At 40.7% G+C, this 25618-nt stretch carries 14 protein-coding genes and 1 pseudogene; 6 read left to right on the plus strand and 9 right to left on the minus strand.

The window, feature by feature from the left end; genetic code table 11:
• The first annotated feature begins 357 nt into the window (after positions 1-357).
• Positions 358-1483, plus strand: a pseudogene (locus SIO70_RS26315) (IS630 family transposase).
• A gap of 71 nt (positions 1484-1554) precedes the next feature.
• On the opposite strand, the gene SIO70_RS26320 reads toward SIO70_RS26315, so the two are convergent.
• The 4 genes from SIO70_RS26320 to SIO70_RS26335 all read right to left on the minus strand — a co-directional run bounded on the left by SIO70_RS26320 (position 1555) and on the right by SIO70_RS26335 (position 12596).
• Positions 1555-1998 (minus strand): hypothetical protein, encoded by a 444-nt coding sequence (locus tag SIO70_RS26320; RefSeq protein ID WP_320575825.1) that lies wholly within the window; start codon positions 1996-1998, stop codon positions 1555-1557.
• Between the two features lie 673 nt (positions 1999-2671).
• Complete coding sequence (locus tag SIO70_RS26325; protein WP_320575827.1) at positions 2672-3115, minus strand: hypothetical protein; 444 nt, start codon at positions 3113-3115, stop codon at positions 2672-2674.
• A gap of 45 nt (positions 3116-3160) precedes the next feature.
• The gene (locus SIO70_RS26330) at positions 3161-7477 is read right to left on the minus strand and encodes a DUF6443 domain-containing protein (protein ID WP_320575829.1); all 4317 of its coding nucleotides are present in this window, start codon (positions 7475-7477) and stop codon (positions 3161-3163) included.
• A gap of 4 nt (positions 7478-7481) precedes the next feature.
• Positions 7482-12596: a DUF5977 domain-containing protein gene (locus tag SIO70_RS26335; RefSeq protein ID WP_320575830.1), complete on the minus strand. Its 5115-nt coding sequence runs from the start codon at positions 12594-12596 to the stop codon at positions 7482-7484.
• Between the two features lie 420 nt (positions 12597-13016).
• On the opposite strand from SIO70_RS26335, the gene SIO70_RS26340 reads away from it, so the two are divergent.
• From SIO70_RS26340 to SIO70_RS26350, 3 genes are all read left to right on the plus strand, one after another.
• Positions 13017-13721 (plus strand): hypothetical protein, encoded by a 705-nt coding sequence (locus SIO70_RS26340; RefSeq protein WP_320575832.1) that lies wholly within the window; start codon positions 13017-13019, stop codon positions 13719-13721.
• A 542-nt stretch (positions 13722-14263) separates the two neighbouring features.
• Positions 14264-14620: a hypothetical protein gene (locus SIO70_RS26345; RefSeq protein WP_320575834.1), complete on the plus strand. Its 357-nt coding sequence runs from the start codon at positions 14264-14266 to the stop codon at positions 14618-14620.
• A gap of 1016 nt (positions 14621-15636) precedes the next feature.
• Positions 15637-15966: a hypothetical protein gene (locus tag SIO70_RS26350; protein ID WP_320575836.1), complete on the plus strand. Its 330-nt coding sequence runs from the start codon at positions 15637-15639 to the stop codon at positions 15964-15966.
• A 77-nt stretch (positions 15967-16043) separates the two neighbouring features.
• Here the strand turns inward: SIO70_RS26350 and SIO70_RS26355 are convergent, their stop codons facing one another.
• Positions 16044-17117 (minus strand): DUF932 domain-containing protein, encoded by a 1074-nt coding sequence (locus tag SIO70_RS26355; protein ID WP_320575837.1) that lies wholly within the window; start codon positions 17115-17117, stop codon positions 16044-16046.
• Positions 17118-17608: 491 nt separating this feature from the next.
• Between SIO70_RS26355 and SIO70_RS26360 the strand changes: the two genes are divergently transcribed.
• Positions 17609-19348: a hybrid sensor histidine kinase/response regulator gene (locus tag SIO70_RS26360; protein WP_320575839.1), complete on the plus strand. Its 1740-nt coding sequence runs from the start codon at positions 17609-17611 to the stop codon at positions 19346-19348.
• On the opposite strand, the gene SIO70_RS26365 is transcribed toward SIO70_RS26360, so the two are convergent.
• From SIO70_RS26365 to SIO70_RS26380, 4 genes are all read right to left on the minus strand, one after another.
• A complete protein-coding gene (locus SIO70_RS26365; RefSeq protein WP_320575841.1) occupies positions 19330-20457 on the minus strand; it encodes a terpene synthase family protein in 1128 nt (375 codons plus the stop codon). The two genes, SIO70_RS26360 and SIO70_RS26365, sit on opposite strands and share 19 nt — an antisense overlap.
• A gap of 1082 nt (positions 20458-21539) precedes the next feature.
• Positions 21540-23522, minus strand: coding sequence for a conjugal transfer protein MobC (mobC, locus tag SIO70_RS26370; RefSeq protein ID WP_320575842.1), 1983 nt, complete (start codon positions 23520-23522; stop codon positions 21540-21542).
• Between the two features lie 26 nt (positions 23523-23548).
• Entirely contained in the window at positions 23549-24916 is a 1368-nt protein-coding gene (locus SIO70_RS26375) for a relaxase/mobilization nuclease domain-containing protein (protein WP_320575845.1), read from the minus strand.
• Positions 24904-25293, minus strand: coding sequence for a plasmid mobilization protein (locus SIO70_RS26380; protein WP_320575848.1), 390 nt, complete (start codon positions 25291-25293; stop codon positions 24904-24906). Before SIO70_RS26380 ends, SIO70_RS26375 begins: the two co-directional genes overlap by 13 nt.
• Positions 25294-25453: 160 nt before the next feature.
• Between SIO70_RS26380 and SIO70_RS26385 the strand changes: the two genes are divergently transcribed.
• Complete coding sequence (locus SIO70_RS26385; RefSeq protein WP_320575850.1) at positions 25454-25615, plus strand: hypothetical protein; 162 nt, start codon at positions 25454-25456, stop codon at positions 25613-25615.
• Positions 25616-25618: the final 3 nt, after the last annotated feature.

Consider the following 25618-nt stretch of genomic DNA (forward strand, 5'->3'; position numbering starts at 1 on the left):
GAGAAAAGAAGGACTATTAAAAGTAAGGTTCCCCATATTATGTAGGCGATCTCCCGTGTGTTGAACATAATTGCAGTTTGGGCTTATTTATCAAAGATAAATAAAGCTCATTGCATAAACTATTATTGCTGATGCTATAGAAAAAAGATATCATGCAAAAACTATGGAAAGTATGTTGGGATGCTGACTGATGTATATAATTACGATGGCCAGGAATCAGTTGACGATACGATGATTGAAACAGAAATGATGATGACGGGCCAATACTATTAAAATTAAAAGGAAGATCCTAACTAGTGTTATGTTAATTAATAATTGACGGTTACGAGTTGTATATTTGAGGAATATTTATCGAAGATGATACGCTATACCGTTAAATTGACAAAGAGTGAAGTTGAAGAATTACACAGCATAATAAATAAAGGTTCACATACTTCCCAAACCTTTCGTATGGCTTATATTTTATTAAATTGCGATGAGGGGAAGTACTCGGAAAAAGTGACTAATGAGCAAATAAGTAAGGTTTTGAAAGTAGGGATGCGCACAATAGATCGAGTTAAGAAGAAATTTATTGAAGAGGGTTTTGAAGGGGTATTAGAAAGACGACCTTCAACTCGTATTTATGAATCCAAAGTGGATGGAGATATAGAAGCGAAGTTAGTCACATTATGCTGTAGTGAGCCACCTAAGGGGTTTGCTAAATCATTACGGCTGCTGGCAGACAAGATGGTTGAATTAAAGTATGTAGAAAGCATCTCCCATGTAACAGTAAGAAAGGTTTTAAAAAAAATGAACTTAAGCCATGGAAATTAAAAGGGTGGGTAATCCCCCCTCATTGTAATAGTGAATTTGTGGCAAGCATGGAGAATGTATTAGATGTATATAAGCGGCCTTGATGCTGATTATCCTGTTGTTTGTATGGATGAGTCGCCAAAGCAGTTAGTCGATGAACTGAGAAAATCAGTTGCTATGAAGCCTGGTCAGGAAAGAAGAGTAGATTACGAGTTCGTAACATGGCATGGTAAATATATTCATGGCAAATGAACCATTGAAAGGGAGGCGTTTTGTAGAGGTAACAGCATTCAAAGCCAGAAAAGATTGGGCAATGTTTATTAAAGAAATCGCAGATAAGAAATATCCCAGAGCGAAAAAGATAACCCTGGTGATGGATAATTTTAAAACGCATACGGGTGCTGCATTTTATGAGACCTTTGAACCCAAAGAAGCCAAAAGGCTGTGTGACAGATTTGAATTCATCTATACCCCAAAACATGGAAGCTGGTTAAATATGGCCGAAATAGAATTGCACGTCTTGAATGGACAATGCCTGAACAGGCATATATCTACAATGGAGAAGGTGAAAGAAGAGGTCACTGAATGGCAAATTCACCGAAACAATAAAAACAGCCAAATAAACTGGCAATTCACCAACAAAGAAGCAAGAGTGAAGTTAAAAAGATTATATCCGTCAATTAACAATTAACATAACACTAGTGTTATGTTAATTAAAATAAGGAGAAGAAACACTTCCTTCTCCTTATTCAATATAAGAACTCATATTTGTATCTGACTTACACACTCAATAAAGTCCTTCTTAAATTTCTCTTTATCAAAATCAGGAATTTCCAAAACATCAATTGCTACAATGGAATTAATAAGTTCGTTTTTAATTCGTTTGATTAATTCTTCTCCTTGTGCATTTAATATACTTTGGAAATCAGCAATGAATTCGTACTCAACATTCCTTTCAATTATTGACTCAGGAAGTCCTTTAGCTTTAATAATTTTGGGCCCCAGGACATAACTAGGTTTTCTTAATTTCAAGATCTTTAAGCTTTTAGGGTTCATACATATAAACCCAATAACTAAATTTAATACACCATTACCATAATCTCTTTCCTTAAGAAAGGAACAAATTTTTTCATTAAAAATTGATATAACACTTAGGTTCGGGCCGACTTCGGGACTAATCATTTCACCTATATAAAATTTTTCCATTTGTTTTAAAGACGTTATGATCAAAAAATATATAATTCAAACTAATTTATCTAAAAATAGAATTTCCAGGTGGCCGCGTCAAATTCGCACGATAATAGTTGTATAATTTTAATTTCTCCGCAAATTTAATTTGCATCTGATTTCCAGGAACCTCATTATATTGTCTAACTCCTGGCCCAATTCTCTGTAAATCACTAAAAGAATATCTATCACTTGATGTCGTCTCCCCAATCTTCCAGATCTGACCCGCATGTAAAAACACTGGCACTCCTGTCCTTACATTTGGATACATTCCATCCTAATTTAGAGCAAAACATATTTATATGGAGCACTATTATGAAGAATTAAATCACGTATTGCATGTACCCATTTTTTACAATGGCAAACAGATGTATTTGGAAGCTAAAATATTAAGCGATCGAGAATGTCCTGAAATAAGTGCACAACGGGTACAAATAAGTGATTTATAAAAAGCTTTAGAAACTATTGTAATAATATCCCCCACCATCACTCGAAATACTAACGAAGGTCCTATTCACTACATAATCATTCGGACTGGCCGTATTATCTGCTAGAAATTATTGAAATGTAATATAAAGGAACAGGGATTTAGCTAAAATTAAAATAAGGAGAAGAAACACTTCCTTCTCCTTATTCAATATAATATTAGAACTCATATTTGTATCTGACTTACACACTCAATAAAGTCCTTCTTAAATTTCTCTTTATCAAAATCAGGTATCTTTAAAACGTCAATTGCGGTAATAGAATTAATCAAATTTGATTTAATTATCCCAATTACCTTATCATCATCTGCATTCATAATCTCTGCATAATCCACTATGAATTCATATTCGATGGCTTTCTCAAGTACCCTGTCTTCAAGTCCTGGCATCTTAATAATTTTAGGAGGGCCAATATATTTAGGCTTTCTAAGTTTTAAAATTTTCAGGCTTCTTTGATTCATGCAGTTTAAACCAATAAATAAATATTCGACGCCAATCCCGTAAAATCTTGGCTTAAGAAAAGAAAGAATTAGTTCATTAAATTGATTTATAATTCCAAGTTTAAATTTCACTTCTGGGCTTATATATAAGCTAATTGAAAAATCTTTCATACAAATTAGTGATTATAGTAAAGATAGTTTTTAAAGTAATTAAAATTATCGAAAGATTCTGTTACCTGGAGGAAGAGTCCAATTTGAACGATAATAATTATACAGTTTCAGCTTTTCAGCAAATTTAATTTGCATTTGATTTCCTGGAATTTCATTAAATTGTTCGACACCAGGACCAATATATTTCAAATCACTAGGGTTATATCTATCATCAGATGTCGTCTCCCCAATCTTCCATATCTGACCCGCATGTAAAAACACTGGCACTCCTGTCCTTACATTTGGATACATTCCATCCATCGTAGCTCTTAATGTATACTGCCACCCATCCGGACCAAACGGTTTTGCCAAAATGCCCCTCAACTCTTTCAACTCCTTTTTAATTAAGTCCGCATTACTATACAGAAAGAAGCCAGTTGAACCAATCCAAACAGGAGGAATCGCAAGATCATCCCATACACCAATACCTGTCGCATCATCACTTGCTAGAGCCACTGTTGTTGACATTGCAACATGAAAAGCACTAAAGTTCCATTGGGATTTTGACTCCTTTTTTTTGAATATTGAATATTTTCCTTTTGTCGGAGGATCTTCTTCGTTTGCTACCTGAGATGATTCTCCCTCACTGTACTCTCCGTTTTGAAGTTTATAAATCGCCCAGTTAAAAAATATAGAATTAGCTTCCTTTTCCTTTTTATCATCAATGAAGTTCTTGTATTTATCAACGGCGTCAATTGTAATATTTCCATCGGGGTCAATGAATCGAATTGGGTTAAGGTTTGCATAATTATATGGCGAATACCTTCTTGATTTCTCACATAACAAGTCTACCCCTTGCCATCTGGATATCTGTACATCATACATCCTTCCACCGTAATCATACCAATCCAGTCCCTTCTCATCCAAAAATTCCTTCTGCTGTATTTCCTTGCCGTTATATTGTAGCAAATTTTTGTAGTATCCAGCTCCTTTAAGCGCTTTACTATTAATCCCCGCCATCGTCAGCCCATATGGGTAATAGTGAGTTTCTTCTAACAGTGGTCCACTATTGTGAGATATAACAAGATTGTCGAAGTAGACATTCTCCCCACTTTCATTACTTGTATAAATATAAACAAATCCTGTTTTTTTAATAACGAACTTCTCTACCGTCAATGTTTGCAATTCATCAGGATTTCCCTGTACCTGTTTCACACCACTATTATCATCTACCATGTTGAACAGGTCGTCAAAAAGTACATAGGTGAGATACGCCCTGGGTTTAGTGGCAAGGTTCTCATCTGCATCCTTGCTGATCAACTCTTCGTACTCACTGGATGTATATGCTGACGAAATAGCGGAATTTGTACCTGCAGCCGCATGCGTACCATCAGAGATAGTGGAAGAACTGAATGCCTGTATGAGTGCGGCCAGCATACTGCTTGTGGTAGTACTGGAGGTGCTGGCTGCCGTGCTTTTATAAAATGCTTTGACCCCCAGCTGCAGGGTATCCCCCGCCATGACCCGTAATACAATGGATGGACCTATTTTTTCACCACTTTCTGCATTCAGTCTGGCTACATATGCATTTGGATTGGTAGTTTCATCCGTTGGATAGCCAGCAGGAAGCGCTGTGCGGGTATTGTCTATGTTACTGAATAAAGCGTTTTCAGTCGCACTACTGGCTGTCTCCATGGTAGCAGCGTATACGCTGGTGTCTGCATTATCTCCCAATACTACCCGGACATTGCCCAAGTGATCTTTTTCAAAATAATCCCAATGATAAACGAGGGCTTTGCCGGAATCATATTCCGGACGAATACGGCCTTCTTCGTGAATAATATATCGTAAGGTGTCCCGTTCATACACTAATCCTTCTATGTAATCAGTCACAGTAGTTTTTACAGGAGACGAGGTACTGTCCACCACGGTTTTTTTCAGTTTCCTGCCATCTGCTGTATATAAATAATTAATTGTACCCTTGCCGCTGACCAGAATTTTTTCGGGAAGATTCAGCAGGTTATAACTGATAGAAGTGATATGCTTATTCTGATCGGATATTAAATTGCCATTACCGTTGTATGTATAGTCATTGCCTGTGTTTGTACCATCATTAAAATCACCTAGTTTGGCGGTGCTTGTATTACTGGCATCCGTCACTGTCAATAGCTTATTGCTGTTGGCCTGGTAGGTATATGTCAGGTTATCCACATTGCTGTTGGTAGTACCTATTAACCCCTGTTGTTTCATTGAGCTAATGTTACCATTTGCATCATAAACGAGGTTGCTTACTGTAAAGTCAGCTTTGTCTGATGTCCATGCTGCTCCTGTATTGTTTTGCTGGTTAAAGACAGCCTTTTTGAGGCGGTTGGCACCATCATAACCAAAACCGTATGCCCTTGGTATGCCGTTGGACCTGCTTTTCCATTTGATGCCTGCAATGTTGCCATTGTATTGGCTGCTATCAAAGCCATCATCATAACTGATTTCTTCACCGAACCAGTTCTCTGTGCCGGTGGAATTGACAAATGCTTTGTTGATACCCGCTAACCAGCCTTTGATATTATAAGTATAGGTTAGGGTATCTAACTGCCCACTGGCAGTTACTCCTATTTTCTTTTGCTGCAATTGCCCCAGCTCATTATAGATGTTCTCTGCGATCTTTTCCTCGAGGTTAGTGCTGTCATTCAGCCGCTTGACGAGTGAAATCAGGTGACCAGCTGCATCATAACTCATCTTGGTCAGTAAGGTTGTCTGAGGCGTAACGGTGCTGGAAGGGTTGGTATGCGTAAGGTAGGTGCTTAACACCTTGCCATTGTAGTCATATAGAAGGCTGGTCACATCTTTTCCACCTGTATGATTATCTGCAATTATCTGGATAGTAAGGGCATTATCGTCGAAGTAGTTCGTGGTGGTGAGCCATTGTTCTGTGCCTAATATGCGAACCTTTGTTCCAGTGTTGAAAGTGGCGACACGCGTACTGGAAGAAGTATTGGCCTGGCTATAAGGATTGTCGCCTGCTTCCGGTTTTGAAAGGCCTGCGTTCACAAAGCTATGTACACCAGTATAGTTATAATTATCATAGTAAGTGTAAGATAATGGGGTGAGTGCACCCGAGCTGATGTCCGGCAGGGGATTATAGACCGGAGAGGTATCGCTGGTAGAAGTATTCAGCGTACATTGCAGGGCTTCTCTGCTGCTGGTAACCGTGTAAAGCGCCGTTTCATAGGGGCGGTTCAATCCATCGTAGAAGGTAGTCAGCCACTCGGGAGAAGACTGGCCTCTTTGTAATGAATCCTGTGTAAATACGACTCTGTTTCTGCTATCATATACCATTAAAACAGCTCCTGCTCCGGGGATTTTTTTTGAAATCATGCGGCCACGTGCATCATATTGATACTGGAAGCAAAGTTCATCGGCGACGGTTGAAGTGATCTTCCAGTCAGACATGATATTTTGTACTGCCAGTGGCGGTATTACAAAGCGAAGACTGCCCAGATCGTCATACACATAGTAGGTGCATAACCATCCATCATGGGCTTTACCAGGACTATCGGCCAATTGTACTTTTTTGAGAATGAGTTGGCCGTCTTTGTCCTTGTATTCTATCACCTGGTGCCCTGCTTCATCGATTAAAATGTTTTTATTGAGCTGCCCGGTACTGTAAATGCCGGCAGTATCAGGAAGAGTTGCGGAACCGGAACCATAAGTAGCAGTGGTGGAACAGTTCTTTTTACTGATTGCAATTTTCCAGATCAGCACAGCATCGTCGCTGGTATTGTAATAGTACTGCATTTCTACCGGATGATTTCCGCCTGTTTGTGCCCAACTATCACCGGGGTCCCATTTTTTTAATACCCGGTTTAGTGGAGAGGCTTCATACTCAGTCTGGCTATAGTACACATGTTCATTTGCGATGCCGGGGTTGAGTGCAGTATTTTGATAAAAAGATGCTTGCGCCGCAAACGGATCTGACTTTATTTTTCCATTATGGGCACCATCCTGTTGAGGTATATAGGGCAGGTATTGATATTGTTGTCTGCCAAGTGAATCATATACTACAGCAGTGACCATGTCATTGCCGTTAGGACTGATTCTTCTTGCTACTGTTTGCATGGGTCTGCCCAATCCATCCAGATATTGAGTCATCAGCTTCACATCAGCTGTTGACCTGCTGGTATCAAATACCGCATTCGGATCTGTCGTAATCATACTGGGAATCCAGACCCGGATAGAACTTGCTTTTAAGGTATTTAGCGCAGCAGGACGCACTACAGGAGTAGCGGCAGTACGTGATGTATTGACCGGTACCTGTGCCATGCCGGGAACAATTGTTCCCAGCAGGCAGATATATAATAAATAGATAAATTTTGATTGTCGCATTGATTTAGTTTTTCCAGACAAGGATGAATGTGGTCGGTGAAATGCCGGTGAAAGTAGCTATTGTACTGGCTGTAAAAGTCTTTTCAACCCCATTGATACTGGCTGTACAAGATCCTGTTCCGGTTATCATTTGCATCGTAATAGTGTAAGTGACACCGGTCGCCACCGTTGTATAATAAGGCCATTCAGTCTTAGCTGTGGTATTGACAGCTTTTGCACTGGTAGAATTATTCGTAGCTACAATGCTTAACGTACCCGGCACTGTTGCTCCGCGTTTCACTACAACCCCAAAATTTTTACCGGATGGTATACAGTAACCATACTGGTTAGCGGCAATCGGTCCCTGTTGATTAGCGTACGCCTGTGCCTGGGCATTTGCATCTGCCTGGGAAATGGTGGAAGTGTATAAACCTGCGGCTAATGTATAAATATAAGCTACACCCGTAGAATCTCCCGTACAGTTGGTTTTGGTATAAGACCCGGAGCTGGCTCCACTGCTATATACTGTAGGTGCTACAGTGGATAAAACTACATTGATAGCAGGTGAAACTGCTGTCCATGTTTGACTACTATTGGTTGTAATAGTTTTGGTCGTACCATTTACGGTGATATATACCTGAGTTGTGGACGCCATTGTCACAGTATAAGTTGCCCCTGTTGGTATAATGGCACATGCTTTCAGGGCTTCGTCTGTAAGCGGACTAAAAGTTTTTTGATATACAACAGCACCGGTAGTAGTATTGGTGACGGTGATACTAAATGGATTCAGGCTACCAGAACCAGATTTTTTACTGAACAACAAATTGCAGGTCTGACATGTGCCATTTGTATTAGCATAGCTTTGCGCATTGGCATTAGCATATCGCAGCGCGATTGCATTGGCAGTATCTTTGCTGATTGTAGTAGAGTCATGTCTTGCAGCTACAACATAAGTTACATCGGTACCCACATACCCGGAATCACAGGCTTTGGTTTTGGTCACTTTTTGCTCATCACTGAAATAGTAACATATCCCTAATCTATTCGCCTGGGCGGTGCCACTATCTTTCAATGCAGCCTTTGCCACTGCATTGGCACTATCCAGACTGACCAAAGTATAATAGGTGTTAGCCGGGATAGTAGCTGTTATCCATGAACCTTCTGCCTTGGAATCCGTACAATTTGTTTTCTGAAAACTACCGGTTTGTGCTGTATTATAGTAAACACAATTTCCTTTTAAATCTGCATAAGCCTGTCCTAATGACTGGAACTTTGCTTGCGCTTTTGCGTTGGCATCGTCCTGACTGATATAGGAAGTATCAGTTCCTCCTGCCAGCCTATATTCAATAGGATTGGATATTCCACCATTGGTACATTTGGAAGAGTAGAAGGTATCTACCAGTTGCTCACTCAGGTAATAACTACAATCGCCCATTTTATTGGCATAGCTTTGTCCATTCGCTGTAATGTCAGCCAGTGCTTTCGAATTTGCATCAGCTACACTTACACGGGAGGCATATCTGCCCGCTTCTACTGCATAATTCACGACAGAAATACTTCCGGATGCGCATGTTTTTGTAAAGTTCTGGCTCTGGTAATCATTATAATATACTGCGCCATCACACTGATCAATCTCACCTGCATAGTTGTAACAGTACATTTTCAGGATATTCCTATCCTTATTGCGAATCATTTTCAGTCTGTTCAGACCATCAAATTCGTAATAGAGCGTATGGTTCCCTTCGTCAGACTTACTGGTCATACCAATAAGCGGATCGAAGGTATAAGTGCTCATCTGGGATGCTGATGGGCGTAATTTGATATCATCAAACCATACTTTTCCGCTACCATTATTTGTCAGACTGATAGTGATGTATGGGGTACCGGAAGGAACGGAGTATTCTTTTTCAATGTATACCCATTTACCAGTTTCGGACGTAGATATATTCGCTATATTGGTTGAACCGGTGCTGGTTGCACTGCTTTTTGTCAATAGATTTATAGTAGCAGAAGGGCCATTGCTGTACACCCATCCGGAGAAACGGAAGGTAGTCGTGTTTGAAAGAGATACATATAACCAGTTTGGATTGATGTATGTACTTGCACCACTAATGAGACCAGCATATTTACCAGTGTGAGAAACAGTGGCATCGCGGGTAACACCTGTCCAGGAATTAATATCCTCAAAACCATCATATAATACCTGATTGAGAGCAGCACCGGCGGTTTGGGAAACCGGATAGGTGCCATCAGCAGTCCAGGTGTAAGCAGCCGTGATACCTTTGTCATCTCTGATCTGGCGGATGTTACCATAAGGGCCATAGCTTTGGTAAGCAATGGTGGTAGCAGGCAGACTGTTGTCGTTACCTAATTGCCAGCTACTGTCCATTTTAGGCGCTATCAGACTATCATTAGTGCCCCAGCTGTTTCCAAACAGGGTATGTTTATAACTCAGTAATGTGCCATTAATGTAGTTGCCCTGCCAGTAAGGTTGACGGATCATGTTTCTGTATACCATACTATTTAGAATGGATGTATTGCCATCTGTAGATGCATGTTCTCCAGGATAATACATCTTAGAGACAATCGTATCAGACTTACTATTGACTTTGGTAACAGATTTGGGGTAGTTCTTACTATTATACGTGTAATTAACTACGTTTTCAAATAGAGTTCCATTGTTATCATACTCGCGAACGGTAGTAGAAGCCAAGTTACGACCTCCGCTCTTTAATGGAATATAGTTAAATCCAAAGCTATATATCCCAGATTCGCCTCCACACAGATCTATGTAGTATATTTTGTCATACATCAGGATACCTGTATCCACTGAGAGATTAGATATACCATATGAATTATAGGTCCATTTGATAAGGTCAAACGTGCTATCAGCGGCATTGAACTTAAATATTTTTTCATTCGCGAGGAGATCTTCTGCTAAGGAGTTGTCTATTCTTTCTTTTCCGGCGAAAGTACCCGGGTTTCCTACAACTGTATAATCCGTTGGTAATACGTATTGGTACATTGTTTTACCATTGGGAGTTTTATTACTGTATTCATATTTAGTTATATAGTTGTAAACAACATTTGCTCCCTGAAAATTGACAGTAGGGTAATATGACTGACCCATAAAATTGTACCTGTACCCCGCTATTGCGATGCATTCTCCTGTTCCTCTGAATCTGTTTCTTTGTGTAATAACGCCTGTATAGTTTTTGTTCCTGATCTCATCAGCAGCAGTAATTAAATAGCCGCCTTCGTTTTCTGAAGCACCATATTTATATACATCTTTTTTCTGTAGCGTATTGTCAATGTTGTAGGATTCAATAGATTCAATCCTGATACCGCCACCCATAGAACTAGTTCCGCGTTGATTAAGTACGGACATACTTAAAGTGGCCGTTATTGTGGTTGTACTATAGTCATTAATGTATAAGTACAACTTGTAAGTATGACTGGTATCGCAGATGTAGGAAGCAGCATAAGATTGTGCACTTGTATCAGTTTCAGTTTGCCAGGTAAGTACCGGCTGAGTCGTACTGGTAGTGACATCATATAAGTTGACGATCTGGGCGTAAGTTTTTGAATTAGGTGAATGTTTAGAAAGTGCAACATTTATGTCTACTGCATAATTCTTATCAGTATTGTTAGGAGGTCTTACCTGGAAGGTGATACTAGTGTCGCGTGCTATTTGTTGGGTGGTGCTCTTACCTGCAAATGTAATATCCACCAGTTTAGTTGTAGAGGAATAGGTGGTTACATCATAATATTGTGAGATACCAAAGTTATATTTTGTGTAACCTCCGGTAGGGTAAATTACTTTGTTAAGCGTGCCGGCCAGGATAGCTGTTGCCGAAGGGTTTCGGTCTGCAAGGCCCAGATTACCATACGGTTGTAACGTTTCTACTTCTGGTAGTGCAGCTGGCAGCAAGGTAGCTTGATTTGCTTTACCATTATAGAAACCCCACCAGTCGGCTCCATCTGAAGAAATATTAGGTAGTTTTGTGCTATCATATTCAAAGCTATAACGTTCTGGTTGTTGCCCTGCCATGTCTTCTTTTGTAAAAGAGAGCAGTTTTAATCTATAATCTCCAAATGATGGATAGCTATTGCCGGTGAAGAAGTAATCATATGCCAGGGTAACTTTTTTTACGCGCTGGTAAGTACCATTGTCTTTACTATAGACTACAATGCTGTCCAGTGCATTATTACCGTAATCAATCCGGAGAGTATTGGCATAGAATTTCACCTTTCCCTGGCGGAAAATAATCTCAGATATTTTTGGCGTATAACTATAGGAATAAGAATACGATTTTACTGCATCATCAACCATCCAATTGGCTTCATCCGCATCAGAAGTATTCATATGATATGATCTGGTATAAGAATGTACTTCATCAGGAGATCTTTCTGCCGCCGTACCAGCTGCATATGTAAAGGTGATGGTATCTTTTGCATCGTTGGAAATGATACTTGTCAGGTTCCAGCCTACAATATGTTGTTTTGTTCCCTGATCATCACTGAATGAATATAGCTTTTGTTCAAAGAGATAACGTGTTCCATCATCATCAGTCACCTGGTAGTTATTGCTACTGGTATGTACTATGTTGACAGCCTGGTAAGGAGCTGTTACAAATTTCTTGTCTCTTCTGGAGTAAAGGAACCGGCAGGATTTGCCTGGGATGCTTAAATTGAAGAAATCAGGTTGTAGATCAAAGGAGGTACCCTCTTTTAAGGCAGCCATAGGCCAATAGTCATTCATTGTTTCAATTGTGTCAATGTTATGAAAATGGTTGAACCACCCTCTTTCGGTTGTCTCATCTTCAACACCACGGATACTTCTTGAAATGTTTCCACCAGGCATACAGGTCCAACCAAGTCCTACCCAGGTAGCTTTTTGTCCGACTTTTATGCCGGAGGCGTGATAGCTAAGAGAAATAGGCACCTTAATCTTTCCGGTGTTGATTTCATAAATCGGGTAGGCAATCTGTGGTACACCAGTGTACAGACTGACGGGTGTACTGGTGTATTTGAATAATTCTGCCTGATCGGCCGGTAGCGGGACGATAGGGTTGTCTTGTGCATTGCTGGTAAGTGTTGTGATGAAGCATAGCAATAGGGAAAATAAAATCTTTTTCATTAAATGCTGATGTAATTATTGGGAATGGGTCGGGATGGTGTACAGATCATCACAGAACCAATGGTTTACGAAATGGGTATTATATGCACATAACAAAGCTATATAGGTAAAAGGTAAAAAGAACCCGGATCAACGTTAGGGTTATTTTGTAAAAGTATTCATAGTTGGAGATAAATGTTATAACACGTATGTGGTATAATTGAATGATTGACGTCTTACCGTATATATTCGATCTTCGAAATTCCAGATTACCTGTACTATGTTTGCTCCCGAAATAGTTACTAAGCAAGAGGCACATGTTCTGGAAAAATATATGCGTAGTTTGCATTATAATTCAACTGGTATAAGAAGGTTAGATGGTATGAATAAGCCTTTTCCAGTTGATTTCTTAACCGGTGAAATAATACCATTTTAATCAATATGAAGATCAAGAAAATAGGGCAAATATTATTTTGTTTTTATAAAAATAACGAACAGCTTTATTCTTTGACAAAGAGGACAATAGGATTAGGTATGTTGTTGTCTCGATTGTTAAATGAACGGTATAAATCCAAACCGATAGAGTTTTTAAACCTTATGTTTCTGGATGAGGAGTCCTATGAGAATGACCAAAGAAAAATAAAGGGTTATAACGCCATAGCAGGCCCAGCAATGTCATATTACGGTGTATTAGATATTGAAATGTATTTACAACTGGCAGAAGAGGACAAAAATGCACTAATTTGGAAGATGGCTTGTGAGTACATTATAAAGACAGCAGAGAATCATAGTAACAAAGACTTAGTAGATGCATGTAAGTATGCATATGAAACAGGAGTATCCTTAAATTACTGTACTGATCTTCAAGGAATAAGTTCGGAATTGATCTTGTTTGGGAAGGTAATTAAAAGTGAAATTGTGTTTAGGTTTGAAGATGAGAAAGTTACAGCCTTTCTAATCCTTAGAAACGAGGATAAGGTTGTTTTTGATAAACCACTTCATAAAACCGACGCGGATGTTGGCGCATTCTTTTATGTCTTTAAGGAAATTGTTTCAGTTGGGAATATAATTTTGATTAAAGGGCCTAAAAATGCCAGTATATTTCCTATGACTGTAACGATAAGCGCTGAAGATTTGATGGGCTAATTTATATTTTTATCAACTTCACGAAGCAGGGGCTTCCAATTGGGGAGTCCCCAAAGCTCTTTCTTACGTCTGGCGTAGAAAGGCAACGCAATCTCATTGTGGTGTTGACTAGTTAATATTTTCCTATGTCCTAGTGTCACAGTCAAAAGGATAATCTGCCTCCCGATTGATTTGAACTAATAGCTGCGCAGCGTATTGGGTAATTAATTCCCTTGCAAGCTGATTATATCGAATAATACCTGCGATTCAGTTAATCCTATTTTTACGGAGTTATATGGAGCTGTTAAACCATCGAGTTGGCGAGGGATGATCTTTTCCAATACTTTCGATTTTCGATCGTTAAAAATTATGTGGTCGATTCAGGCTTTGCCTGTGGATTGCTAAAGGTTTTTTGATGCGAAAAATTAATAAATCCCTATGGGTTAAATTGTTAATTAGGTGTTATTGCAGCCAGCTGTGATCATGATGATGGTGGATTTGAAGTTATTTTATAGTGATAGAGTACTTTTTTTATTTTCCGCCTACTATAAATAAAACAGCCTATGTTGAAATTAAAAGCAATAGTTTATTTATTGACATCTATGCTCGTGACGCTTATGGCGAATTGTGCTAATCATTATCGACCGTTAGATTCCCCAACCGATATCACCCTTGCTAAAAAAACCCTATTGAAAAGCGGTGAATACAGACTTTGTGACTTGATCAAACAAGCCAGGAAGCAAACAGGAGTTGATTTTCAATTCAGTGGGGATAGCTGTATGCTTTGCATGATCCAAACGTCCTATCCTGACTCAATAAGTGTCAGACAAATTATAACTGTATTGAATAATAACGGTTGTCTTGAAACCTGGGGGGCTAGTGATAACCGCGTGGGCTTACATATTTTTTCCTCAAAATAAGTCATAGCAGAGAAGCCATAACATGCTATGGCTTCTCTTTTTAAACACAGGTTCACGCATATAATAATTTAGAAGATTTTCTGCAGGGCATGGTTGATGCAAAAGTTAGCAACTTCATTCAAGTTAGCCGACATTATACTATCGGCACCTGACGCTTCCCGATCATGCCAACAGTCTGTGATTAAAAATAACAAAGAGCCTTATACGTTAGAAAACCAGCGAGGTGTTTTAAAATATAATAAACAGGCATCCTTGATTAGATCAGTTGTTGCCCATAGGAAGGGTTACATGCCTTTTTGTTCGATGATTATTCCACAAAATCCGCCACTTTTGAGCGGTTTTCTAAATTCATAAAAACTGCATTAAAGGTTATAGATATTATTGAACCAACCCGAAAAGGTAATCATGCAAACAATTAATTATTAAATTTCTTACAACTCATCAATGGACAAGAAAGAAAGGACCGGTCAATACCGGTCCCGCTATCTATCTAACTTTTGCTTCATATACCAATGAAGAAAATCATGAGGAATCTAGATCTTTACCACCGCCAGTACAAAGCTGGCCGTATCAGTTAGCCGTTAAAAAATGCTCTAGCTTAAAAAAGTGTATGCCCAGTAAACTGAAAATTGCAGCGTTTTTTCTGTTATATCAGGGCATTGGTCGATCAATCAAATCATGCTAAAGATCTTGCCAGCCGAAGTATTTCCCCCTAAGTCCATAACCAGCCTATTAGTGCCTACTTCCTAAGTGGCTGAACTGCTATCCCGAAAAATGCACCTCGCAGCTTGGGAGTAATTTTGCTGAAGCCATTATAAAAAACAATAAGTTACCTGACCGCCTATGGCGTGCCCGGTTCAGTTTTAATCTAACATAAAGTTAAATAAAAAGCCGAAAACGGCCAAAAAACGCCGAATAAAGCGAAATAAATTTAAAAACGGCGAAAATTAACCGAAAACAGCGTTTTTTTGCCGTTTCCGGCCTATATTGTACCGGATTGAAAAAAACTTTATAGCTTGGGGTATAAAGGAATAGATTTGAAGGACAGCGAGAAAATTACAAGGTATAAACTGGTAAAAAAGGCGATCGAGGATAATTCGATTGAGACTATTCAACAATTCTTTTTGAATGTTGAAAGAAAAGATATCATTCAGGACACCAGTATCAAAGAAACAAGATTACGCAGACGAATTGCTAATCTTGGTAAAATTACTTTGGATGAAATAGAGGAAATAAGCAAAGCAATGGGTAGTGCGGAAGAGACTGAATTTATAAAGTTTGTTTTGTTCTTAAGAAGCGCTAACAAAGCACAAAAGGAAATAAAGAAGAAAAAGGGCAGGAAATAATTATCCCAGCCGCAGAAAATCCGGCATAAAAAAACCACAGCGCCCCCCAGGGCGCCGCGATTTTTGGAAAACCCAGATCAGTTAAAATTAAACTGTAGGAATTCTTCGCCTTTCTTGCTCACTTCCATGCAAAGATCAAAGGCACTTTGTGTCTTAATCTGCGCACTCCCCCCAAGCAATATAGATTTAACTTTGTCCTCATCCGTTTTATATTTCCTTACATTCTGGAAATATCCGGTTACCGCGTTGTAAGCGCCGAAAACCGTACCTGCGGTGGTGTTCATCTGCTGCGTAGGGTTGCTCATACCATAATCATACGCGGCTTCCACCATATTATTAAAGGTTGTGGTGAGGGTTTCCATCTGATCGGCTTTAACATTGGCTAACACTTCCTTACTTGGTGCTAAGGCCATTTGAATCAATTTTTTAACACCACTGTCTGAAATTCGGGATTTTGACCACTGGTTAAAGATAGCGTCCATTTCGTTAGACAGGTTGTTAGAAATACCCATCAGTCGGTGGGCCTGTTTCAGCCGGTCCTGTGCATTTGCAGTATGACGAATTTTAATCGTGTTGGTCATATCTGCCAGTGCTGCGCGTAAAGTATTGGCGCAAACTACGCGAACGGGCGTAAACGCTGCGGTAATACTGCCACTGCCGTCGTGGCTGGTCGTGAAGAACAAATATTTTTCGATCAGATCATCGTTGCCGACTTTGATGTAACCGGGAAGTTTAGCTGTGATAAATATACGTTCTCCTTTACCTAATGCTCCGGCTGTTTCATACTGAATACCCTCTCCCCCTACAATAGCGTCAAAAAAAGTGAATGCGTCAGTGTTTTGGACGATATGGTAGTCTTTGCCAACTACCCCCAGCACCGCGTTGTTATCTTGCCTAACTGTTGCAAAATAATCGGGTACAGATATGTTAGGAATGATTCTTCGATCTTCTCCGTCGTTGTATAAGTTGGATGTATGTTGTGTAAAAATGGGCCTCTTCTCTACAGTGAAGTCGAGATGGGCAAATTTTAGCGCTTCGGCGCTCGTGGGGTAATCCTGTACAATCTGACCTAATCCGTGCCATGCAATTTCCTTAACGGAAAAAAAGCTGTACTGTCCTGTTGCTTCGTTGAAATTCAGTTCGTGTGCCATTTTCTTAATTTTTTAATGTTTGAAAAATTGTTTTCTTTTCTTTTTTCCGATTGAACCTGTTTTGGAAGGAAAGCGGTTAAAAGACGGCAAATAGAACTGGTCGCGTTAAGGCTACGGAGAGCTATAAGTCCCGGAGGGTGACGGTGAGGTACGAGGCGGCATTATGCGCTCGGAGTAGACGGCGTGACCTAATTTCGCCAGTCTTTTACCGCTTTCTTCCAAACAGGGCGCAGGACCAATTAACCTTGATGGCAGGACATTTAATGCGGCAGCACATACCAGGATTTCTCCATGCTTTGCAGAAAAGCTAATTTGGATAAATTATAGCCAGTTGGAAGCTGTAAATTGGGGTATCCATGGATGAATTTGAGAAACTCAGTCACGTTAACACGATGTTAACGGGCGTTAAGGAAGCAAGTGGTAACTTCATAAGACAAGAATTCTTTAAACTTTAGCAATCCTTTGATTTTCGACCTAAACCTCAACTCGATATGTTAAGACCCTCAAAACCGATTTTCTATCTGACTGATATTTTTCAGCGGATAAAGAACCTGGGCATCGATGAAGATTTACCTGAAGAAAGAAGAAGACAAGTGATTTTTGTCAATACGTTGAATTTTACGCTTGGCATGTTGATTCTGACAATTGGCCCGCTTTTTTTTATCCTGACGAAGAGCCTGTATATCGCTGTACCTGCTGTCATCGAATTTGCGCTGGTCTGCCTGACCTTTCGCTACAATGCTGTTAAAAAATACAACTCTGCAGGACTAATGACATACCTGGTGCAGTGTCTGGCTGTTTCGTATTTTGGATTATTGTTGCGCAAATACATTAATCTGGAAGCCCTGATTGTTTGGTTGAATGCAATCAATTTTCTGGTATTCTACCATAAGAGAGAAAGGCGTTATGCATCTGTTGCTGCAATTGGCACATTAGTGTTACTTGAAGTATTTCACTTTGTGCCACTAGACATAGATCCCTTCAATCTATCGTTTCGTGTTGGCATCGTGCTGCATGTATCTGCATTGTTCGGTATAATCTTTCTTACTTTTCTGATCAGCCGTCCTTATGTATCCCAATATGACCGCAACCCCTCACTGAACAAAACCATTTATCATAACAGGCTTTTCATAGCAGCACTCAGCCACGAGATCAGAACGCCTTTAAATGCTATACTGGCCAATGTCATAAGAATGCAGGAAGAAATTTCTGAGATGCCGCAAAGAGATGATATGGAAGAGGCATTGAGTGGTCAGCTTACCGGGATCAGAGACATTAAAGCGTTAATTAATGATATGCTTACCCTTTCAGAGTCGCAATTGAACGATGGTCTAAAAGTGGCCACATTTTCAATGGCAGAAAGAATCACCGATCTTAATAATCTGATCCGGTTTCTTCTAGAAGAAAAAGGACAGAAACTGGCAACGAAAATTTGTGGCATGCCTGATGCTATCCAGGGCTTTCCTAATATACTTCATTCCATCATGATTAATATGGTGGGCAACGCTAACAAATATGGTTATGAGCGCAGTGAGATTGAATTAAGCATCAGTAATAATGGTGACGGATACTTTAATTTGTCTGTTACAAGTAAAGGACCAGATATGACAAAAGACGCGCTAAAAAATTTAAGAAATCCCTTTAAAACGGACCGTCAGGGTAAAAAGGAGAGCACAGGTTTGGGAGGGGTGGTAATTGACATGTTTGTAAAGCAGCTTGGTGGAACGTGGGGTGTCACCAGCGCCAACAATAAAACGACATTTTTTGCGAACCTTCCATTCATCGAAGGGAATGTGGGCGATATTCCGGTAGCAGTTGATGCAAGTATGATATGTCTGGATAATTGCAGAATTTATGTTGCGGATGATGATCTGATGAGCAGATTATTTATTCAACGGCTACTTTCCAGAAAACATGCTATTGTATCCTGCTTCACCGATGGCAGGCAATTAATTGATGCCTTAGAGAAAAAACCCGCTGACCTTATCTTCATGGATAACGAGATGCCGAATCTAAGCGGTTCGGCAACTCTGGAAATCCTGAAGAAAAATCAGCGGTTAAGAGATATACCTGTCATTATGTTAAGTGGCCTTCAACCGGGAACAGACGATTCCCAGGCATTGGAAAGCAAAGCAGATGCATACCTTACTAAGCCCATTGATCTGAATGAATTTTACAGTACTATATCATCAATACAGCGGATGGCGTTAAATCAAACGGTTACCGCCTGATGGCTGGTTGTCTCCTCCCAAATGGAAAATTGTCTTTTATACCGTGTTGTTGAAATTTGCCATATCCAGCTGGCCATAACCACCCGGTTAAGCCCGTTCAGGTAGTTTTCCAGTACATCGACCTTTGTTCTGGCATGTGGGAGCGCAAGGTAACCCTGCATCTGGATTTCTTTGGACAGTTCCAAGTATTCTGCCAGCAGGTTGCGCACAACCGCTGCAGCTTGTTCCAAGACCTGTTCAATTGAGAATGCAGGATTATTCAGCGCGATGATTGCGACCAGGTTACAGTCTGATTGATGATCGATGACTTCCTTTTCAAAGGAGAAAAGGTCGTTCATCAGTGCGCCAATTGCTGCCACCACAAAATTCAGCCGTTCAAGCGGCTTTTTCAAGCCAATTCTTTTAATCCAGGAGGTGTTAAGAAACTGCCCCTCTGCATATTCCAGAAAGGTGAGTGTATGATGCATACCGCTGATATGGCAACGGGCTTCGATATACTCTTCCACTGTTAGAACCCGCCCCAATTGGTCGGCATTCAGATCTTTATGGGTGATTTTTACGTGGTAATTATACAGCCGGGAGAATTTCTGATACCAGCCTGCCGGGCTGGTTCTCTTAAATTCAAGCATCATTTCACGGGTAGCCAGTTCGATCTGATGCGCGTTTTCAGGCGGGTTCATAATACCTGAATCCGTGGAAATTCTTTTGATGACCTGTCGGGCTAAAGTTTGTTCGCCCGTGTCTAATCCGGCAAATAATTCGCGGCCCCAAGTGTCGTTCAGGTAAAAATCCACGGCGCAGTTCTGTAAGAGCGGTTTCATCCGAAATCCATGACCAGATGAAAACAGATAAATGGCGCAGGTAATATATTGTGCCGCATTATCCAGCCAGATACCATACTGGTCGCAATACGATTTGGCTTCATATACCAGTTGCTTGTTTTTCGGATGCGGGTAAAAATTAGCACAGTAGTCCTGCAGATTAAATTCACCAAAAGAGAATGCCCGAAGCAGGGAAATCTTTGCTGAATGGGTGTTGAGATAAGCATCATATTGGCCTTTGAAATTCTCTAAAAATGAATTGCGCAGCATTTTAATTGCTTTCTTCATGGTGAAAAGTTTAGATGTTACAAAAAATTATGATCAATAATAAGATACAGAAATTGCAGGCTGTTTAATACAGCTAAAATGGAAAAAAGAGTACTGATGTAATTGGTGTACAATGAGAAAGGAAATAGAAAACAAGCTGTTAATATATAATTACAAGGCTGATATAAGTATATGAATATTATCCCCAAAATGTCGTTCCGGCTAACTGCTGGCCGGAAACAAAGAATATTGAGTGACCGAATCAGCGTTTAGAAATCCAGATCGATAAATTTGTCTCCTTTTGTGCTTCTGTTGAAAATCTGTGATCTGCCATGCTGTAAGTAATTGTTTTGACTAATTTCGTCGCCCATCATAGCGGAACGTGATTTTTTTTCGTCATATTCCGCCCCCCGGTCCCATTTTTAAAGCCGTTTTTTTTAACAATAGTTACTTCCTGGCTGCACGACATGCTTTCGCCATTTGAGTATTCCAATGTAATAACCTGCGTTGATAATCCTGCTGCAGTTCGTTTTCATTCATGTATCCCGGCGGGCAGAATCTGACCCTTTCTTCAACCATTACGATGCATTTCAGACCAGCTTACGTAAGTACTGTTAATTCTTTTGGCTGACATGCCGGACAAAACCTGCGGGCTGATTTGGGAACACCGGCAATCCGGCATCTTTGATAATATTATTTTGCGGTCGCTTCCAGGGACGTGCAGACCTTTACATAAAGATTGATCACCCAAATTATTTTTGCATTTTCAAGCATGCATTAGGGACAGTACTGAAAATCCCTGACCTCAGTAAAGACTGAGCAGGGCTAATAAAAAAATAAGCCGGTCAATTTGACCGGCTTACATCATAGCTTTCGTGATTTGTTAACTTTTTCTAGATCTGATTTGACAAAAATAATCTGTTCCTATAGAACTATCAGTTAATGACTGGTTAATGCAAGCAATTTATATTTTACTGATCACATCACCCCCCAAATCCTTTTCCATGCTGATTGGCAGGATCAGGGATGTGGCTTAAAAAATACTTCCCCATTTCGGGGAAGTATTTTTTGCAGGATGCAGCTGTTGTATCCGGCATCCATAATCACTTTTTAATGATCAGATGAGCCAGTTCAGGATCATTCATGATCCGGATATATTCCGCGTTGACTAACTCCTGTATATCTGTCCGGATGCGCATAAAATTCCGGTCAACCATTTCCTGATTTACATCGCGGATGGCCGGTATAGGTTTATAAGCCGCTTCCTCCGCCTGCAATGCCGGTATATCATTTTGAATCTGGCAGTGAAAGGCTTTCAGGTTTATTTTTTCTTCAGGATTATCTGCTACAACTCCGACAAATTCGCCAGATGAAAGCGTGGCAATTTTCGATGGAGGGACTGCAGAATCCAATTGTTTTGACTGACTGATTGAAGTGTCTGAGGCATTGATAGAAAGGCTCTGGCGATCCTGCATAATCTTTCCGATTCGCTCGGATAACAGTTTTGAAGTTTCACCGGTTACCTGACCGCTGATGATGTTGCCGACAATACCAAAAATCACATCAGCCTCATCCTTACCATAATCACGTCTTAACTGCGTTAAATCCTGAAGTCCAAGGATCGTTGCCGACTTGTATCCCCTTGCGATGGCAATGTGTCCGGATATACCCATTACCGTAATGGATGAGAATTCATCGAAGATCAGCGCATTCTTCATTTTTCCCTTCTGATTGACCAGTTTCAGGAGCCGGTTTACATACAGCGAAATCACGGCACCATAAATCTGCAATTTCTGTGGATTGTTACCCAGACAAAGGATTTTAGGATCGTCCGGGTTATTGATATCCAATGTAAAATCATTGCCTGACATGATATAATACAATTGCGGGGAAGCCAGTCGTCCCATGCCAATTTTAGCACTGGCGATCTGCCCTTCTAATTGCTCCATAACATCCGCGATATAGGCATTAATGAAAGGGTTTACGAGTATTTCGATTTCCTTTTCCTGACGGAGTAACGTAAATAACTGATCGTATTCCAGTTGCAAAAATTCAATTACATGGGGCAGCGTGCAATACTCCCCATTGTTATATTTCCGGAGATACCAGATGATCGCGGTGACCAGGTTAATTGGCGATTCCACGAAAAAATCCCCTTGTTTGGTGATCCACTGTTTATTAAGGCCCAGCATGATTGTTCGAGCAGATTCTGCCGCATCTGTGATGTCTGTCATTGATGCCGGATCAAGTGGATTACACCGGTGACTGCAATTGAGATCATCGAAATTGATCACATAAAACTTAGGTGTTACCTTGTATTTGTGCTTGTTTTTCAGGAAGGAGTTGTAGGCAATCAAACTGAGGTCCGGGTACTTCAGATCGTATATCAGCGCGGTATAGCCTTTCTCAATTGTTTGCGTTATGAAATGACGCAAAACGAAAAAACTCTTACCCGATCCGGGGGAGCCAGCAACCAGTACCCCTCTGAAAATGTTAATGAAATTGATATAGGACTTTCGGAGCTTGCCTTTTAATTTATAAACAGCAGGCAGGTTAACGGAAAACTCATTTTCCAGTAACCGTTCCTCTTGCGGGAAGGTTTCATTTTCGGCATTGAAAATATCGTTATTGTTTAATCCCTGACGAATAATTCTTGAAAGGTAAGTGCCACCGGTAAGGATCAATAAAAATCCGGTGACGGTCACTCCGATATACAAATAGGTTCGTATATCGGGACCGAGCGGGACATATAAAATAGCGAAACTGAGAAAGAAAGCTAACAAGCCGGGTACAATGTAGGCCCAGGCTACTTTTGCTGTCATTTTCTGATCTTTTCTTCCTCTTACGCCGATCAGAGAGATGACCAGAAATAAAAGCGACCAGCATTTGGAAAGGTGGAAGTTTTTCACCAGTCCGGTGTTAGAAATATTCATCAGTAAGCGGTCGGTAAATGATGACACCATACCGATCCTTTGGAATGTTGTATAGCAGAAAAAATAAAAATGGATAACGAGTATAACAATTGAAATCAGCCGGGTCATATCTAAAATTTTCCTCAGCGCCTGTTCATTTTCACCTGTTTGCATGACCGTAATAGTTAGTGGTTAATGGATTAAATCATTCTTTTTTTCTTTTTCTTCCTGGAGGACTTGCCAATGCGGAACGGATATGGCAGTAGTGGTGTGTATTCGTGATGCATCAGCATGTTAAATATGCCTTTGACAGAGAATACGCGATCGTCATGTCCGTTAGCTGAACCAATGGGAATGAAATGGGTGTTATCTTTGGAAGGATCAGCTGTGCGTGTAGCAGGAACACTTTCCCGGCTGCCAGTTGATGCAGGGAGGGACTGTTGCAGCGTCGTAGCTGTAGTTGGCGGAGGTTCACTAAGCGAGTTGGAATTAGCAGGACGCTCGATAACCATTCCGCATTTTTGCAGGATTGCAGCGGCAGATAAATCCTTACCGAGATCACTGCCCTTAAATACATTTTTCTTCTCGTGATCTATAAAGGTGATACCGAATACCCGATCATCTTTACTGACATGCAATGCAACGGCAATCCTTTTTTTTTGCAGTCTTGCGATAAGTTCCGGCAAGGTTGGTTTTTTGGTTTGTGCGAGTGTGATTCGAATACGGTCCGCCAGATCTTGTTTATGATTCTCACGGAAAACTTTATTCGCATCAAACTTGGTTTCCAGATAGCTCAGCGTCGGGCTTTCACCATCAATATTAAAGAGGCTGGCTTTTAACGGCGGACCTGCGGGCTTACCATCTTTCAGCCCTTTATAAATCAACCCGCCATGTTTGTAGGTATTTGAGTTTTCGGTGCCTCTTTCCGCCCGAACATTGTAGCGGCTTAATAAGGCGTTAAATTCTTCCAGCGAGCCGAAATGATAACGGTTTAACACCCGGTGGAGAATGTTTTCTATAGTCCTTTTAACCGCCGTTTTGCCCATCTGCAAAACCTCACTATTCAGAGCGTCACTCTCGTCCTGATGAAGTGCACCGTGTTTTTGCGCCGGTGTCAGGCCAAATTCTTTTTCGATGAACAGTCTGGCCTCCCTGGATTGATTTTTCCCGATGTTCTGCGTGTCTATGCGTGTGCCATCCGGCCTGACTTTTACAGAAACGATATGGAGGTGCGGGTGACCGGCATCTGTATGCTCATAGACCAGGTAGGGCTGATCGCCCATACCTATTTTATCCATATAAGTTTTGGCAATTTCCTGCATCGTCAGCTTGTCCGGGTGCTCGCCCGGAGGGAAGTTCAAGCTGATGTGTACACTGGGCAGGGAAACGCCTTCGTGGAGTGCTGCCAGTTTCTTCAGGCAGTTCAGTTTCTGCGTGAATGTCAGGTCTTCCAGATCCTTCGGATAGTTGGCCGCAGTCAGACATGCTGCTACTCCTTCCCGGACCTTATTTTCATTGTAATTGAGCGTCTTTTGAAGGGATTTCCCGAACTTGATTACTGCAACCATTGGTCTGCTATTGAATTGATTTTTGACTTGATTTCATTCACCTTGCTGAGCAGAATTTTGTGCTCCATTTCCAGCCGGAGAAACCAGCTTTTTTCTGATGGAATGCGCTCCTGTGAATTCAGTTTTTTGAGTGCCTGATTGTAGTTAATGGCAAGCGCATTCAGCTCCTTTCGGAGGTGTATCATTTCACCCATAAAATCATCAAGGGACTTGTTTCGGAAGGAGCTTACAATGGGTTTATCAAATAGTTTCCGGCGGGCGAATTCGCTCATCTTCTTACAGCCGGATGATTGCCAGTTTTGCTCAAAACTTTTAAATTCTTCGGGGCTTAATAGCACGCCGAGCAACCGCACCCGGTTTTTATTTTTGCTGTTCATATATGCTGTTATTAAAAGTGATCGCTTTTAAAAGCAGGTGCGGATGCTCCAAAAGCGGATAGTAAATACATTAAAAGCCGGGGCTTTTCCTGGCTGGCTTCTACGACTTCGGAGTATAAGAAGCTCTTTCAAACCGGTTATTATTAAATAACCGGACATCTTGCCGGTTGCAAAAGACCAGCAACCTCAACGGCCTTCCAAAGCAGGGCCTTCCAAAGCCGTGCGTTTCCGGGCTGCCGTTATCACCTTGCAGGCCCTGCCGGAAAGGGATAACGGTCATCAGCGGCCCCTGACCGCTGTAGCAAGGGCGCATTTTCCTTAACCT

Origin of the sequence: Chitinophaga sancti, from assembly GCF_034087045.1 — a bacterium.
GTDB classification, from domain to species: Bacteria; Bacteroidota; Bacteroidia; order Chitinophagales; family Chitinophagaceae; genus Chitinophaga; species Chitinophaga sancti_B.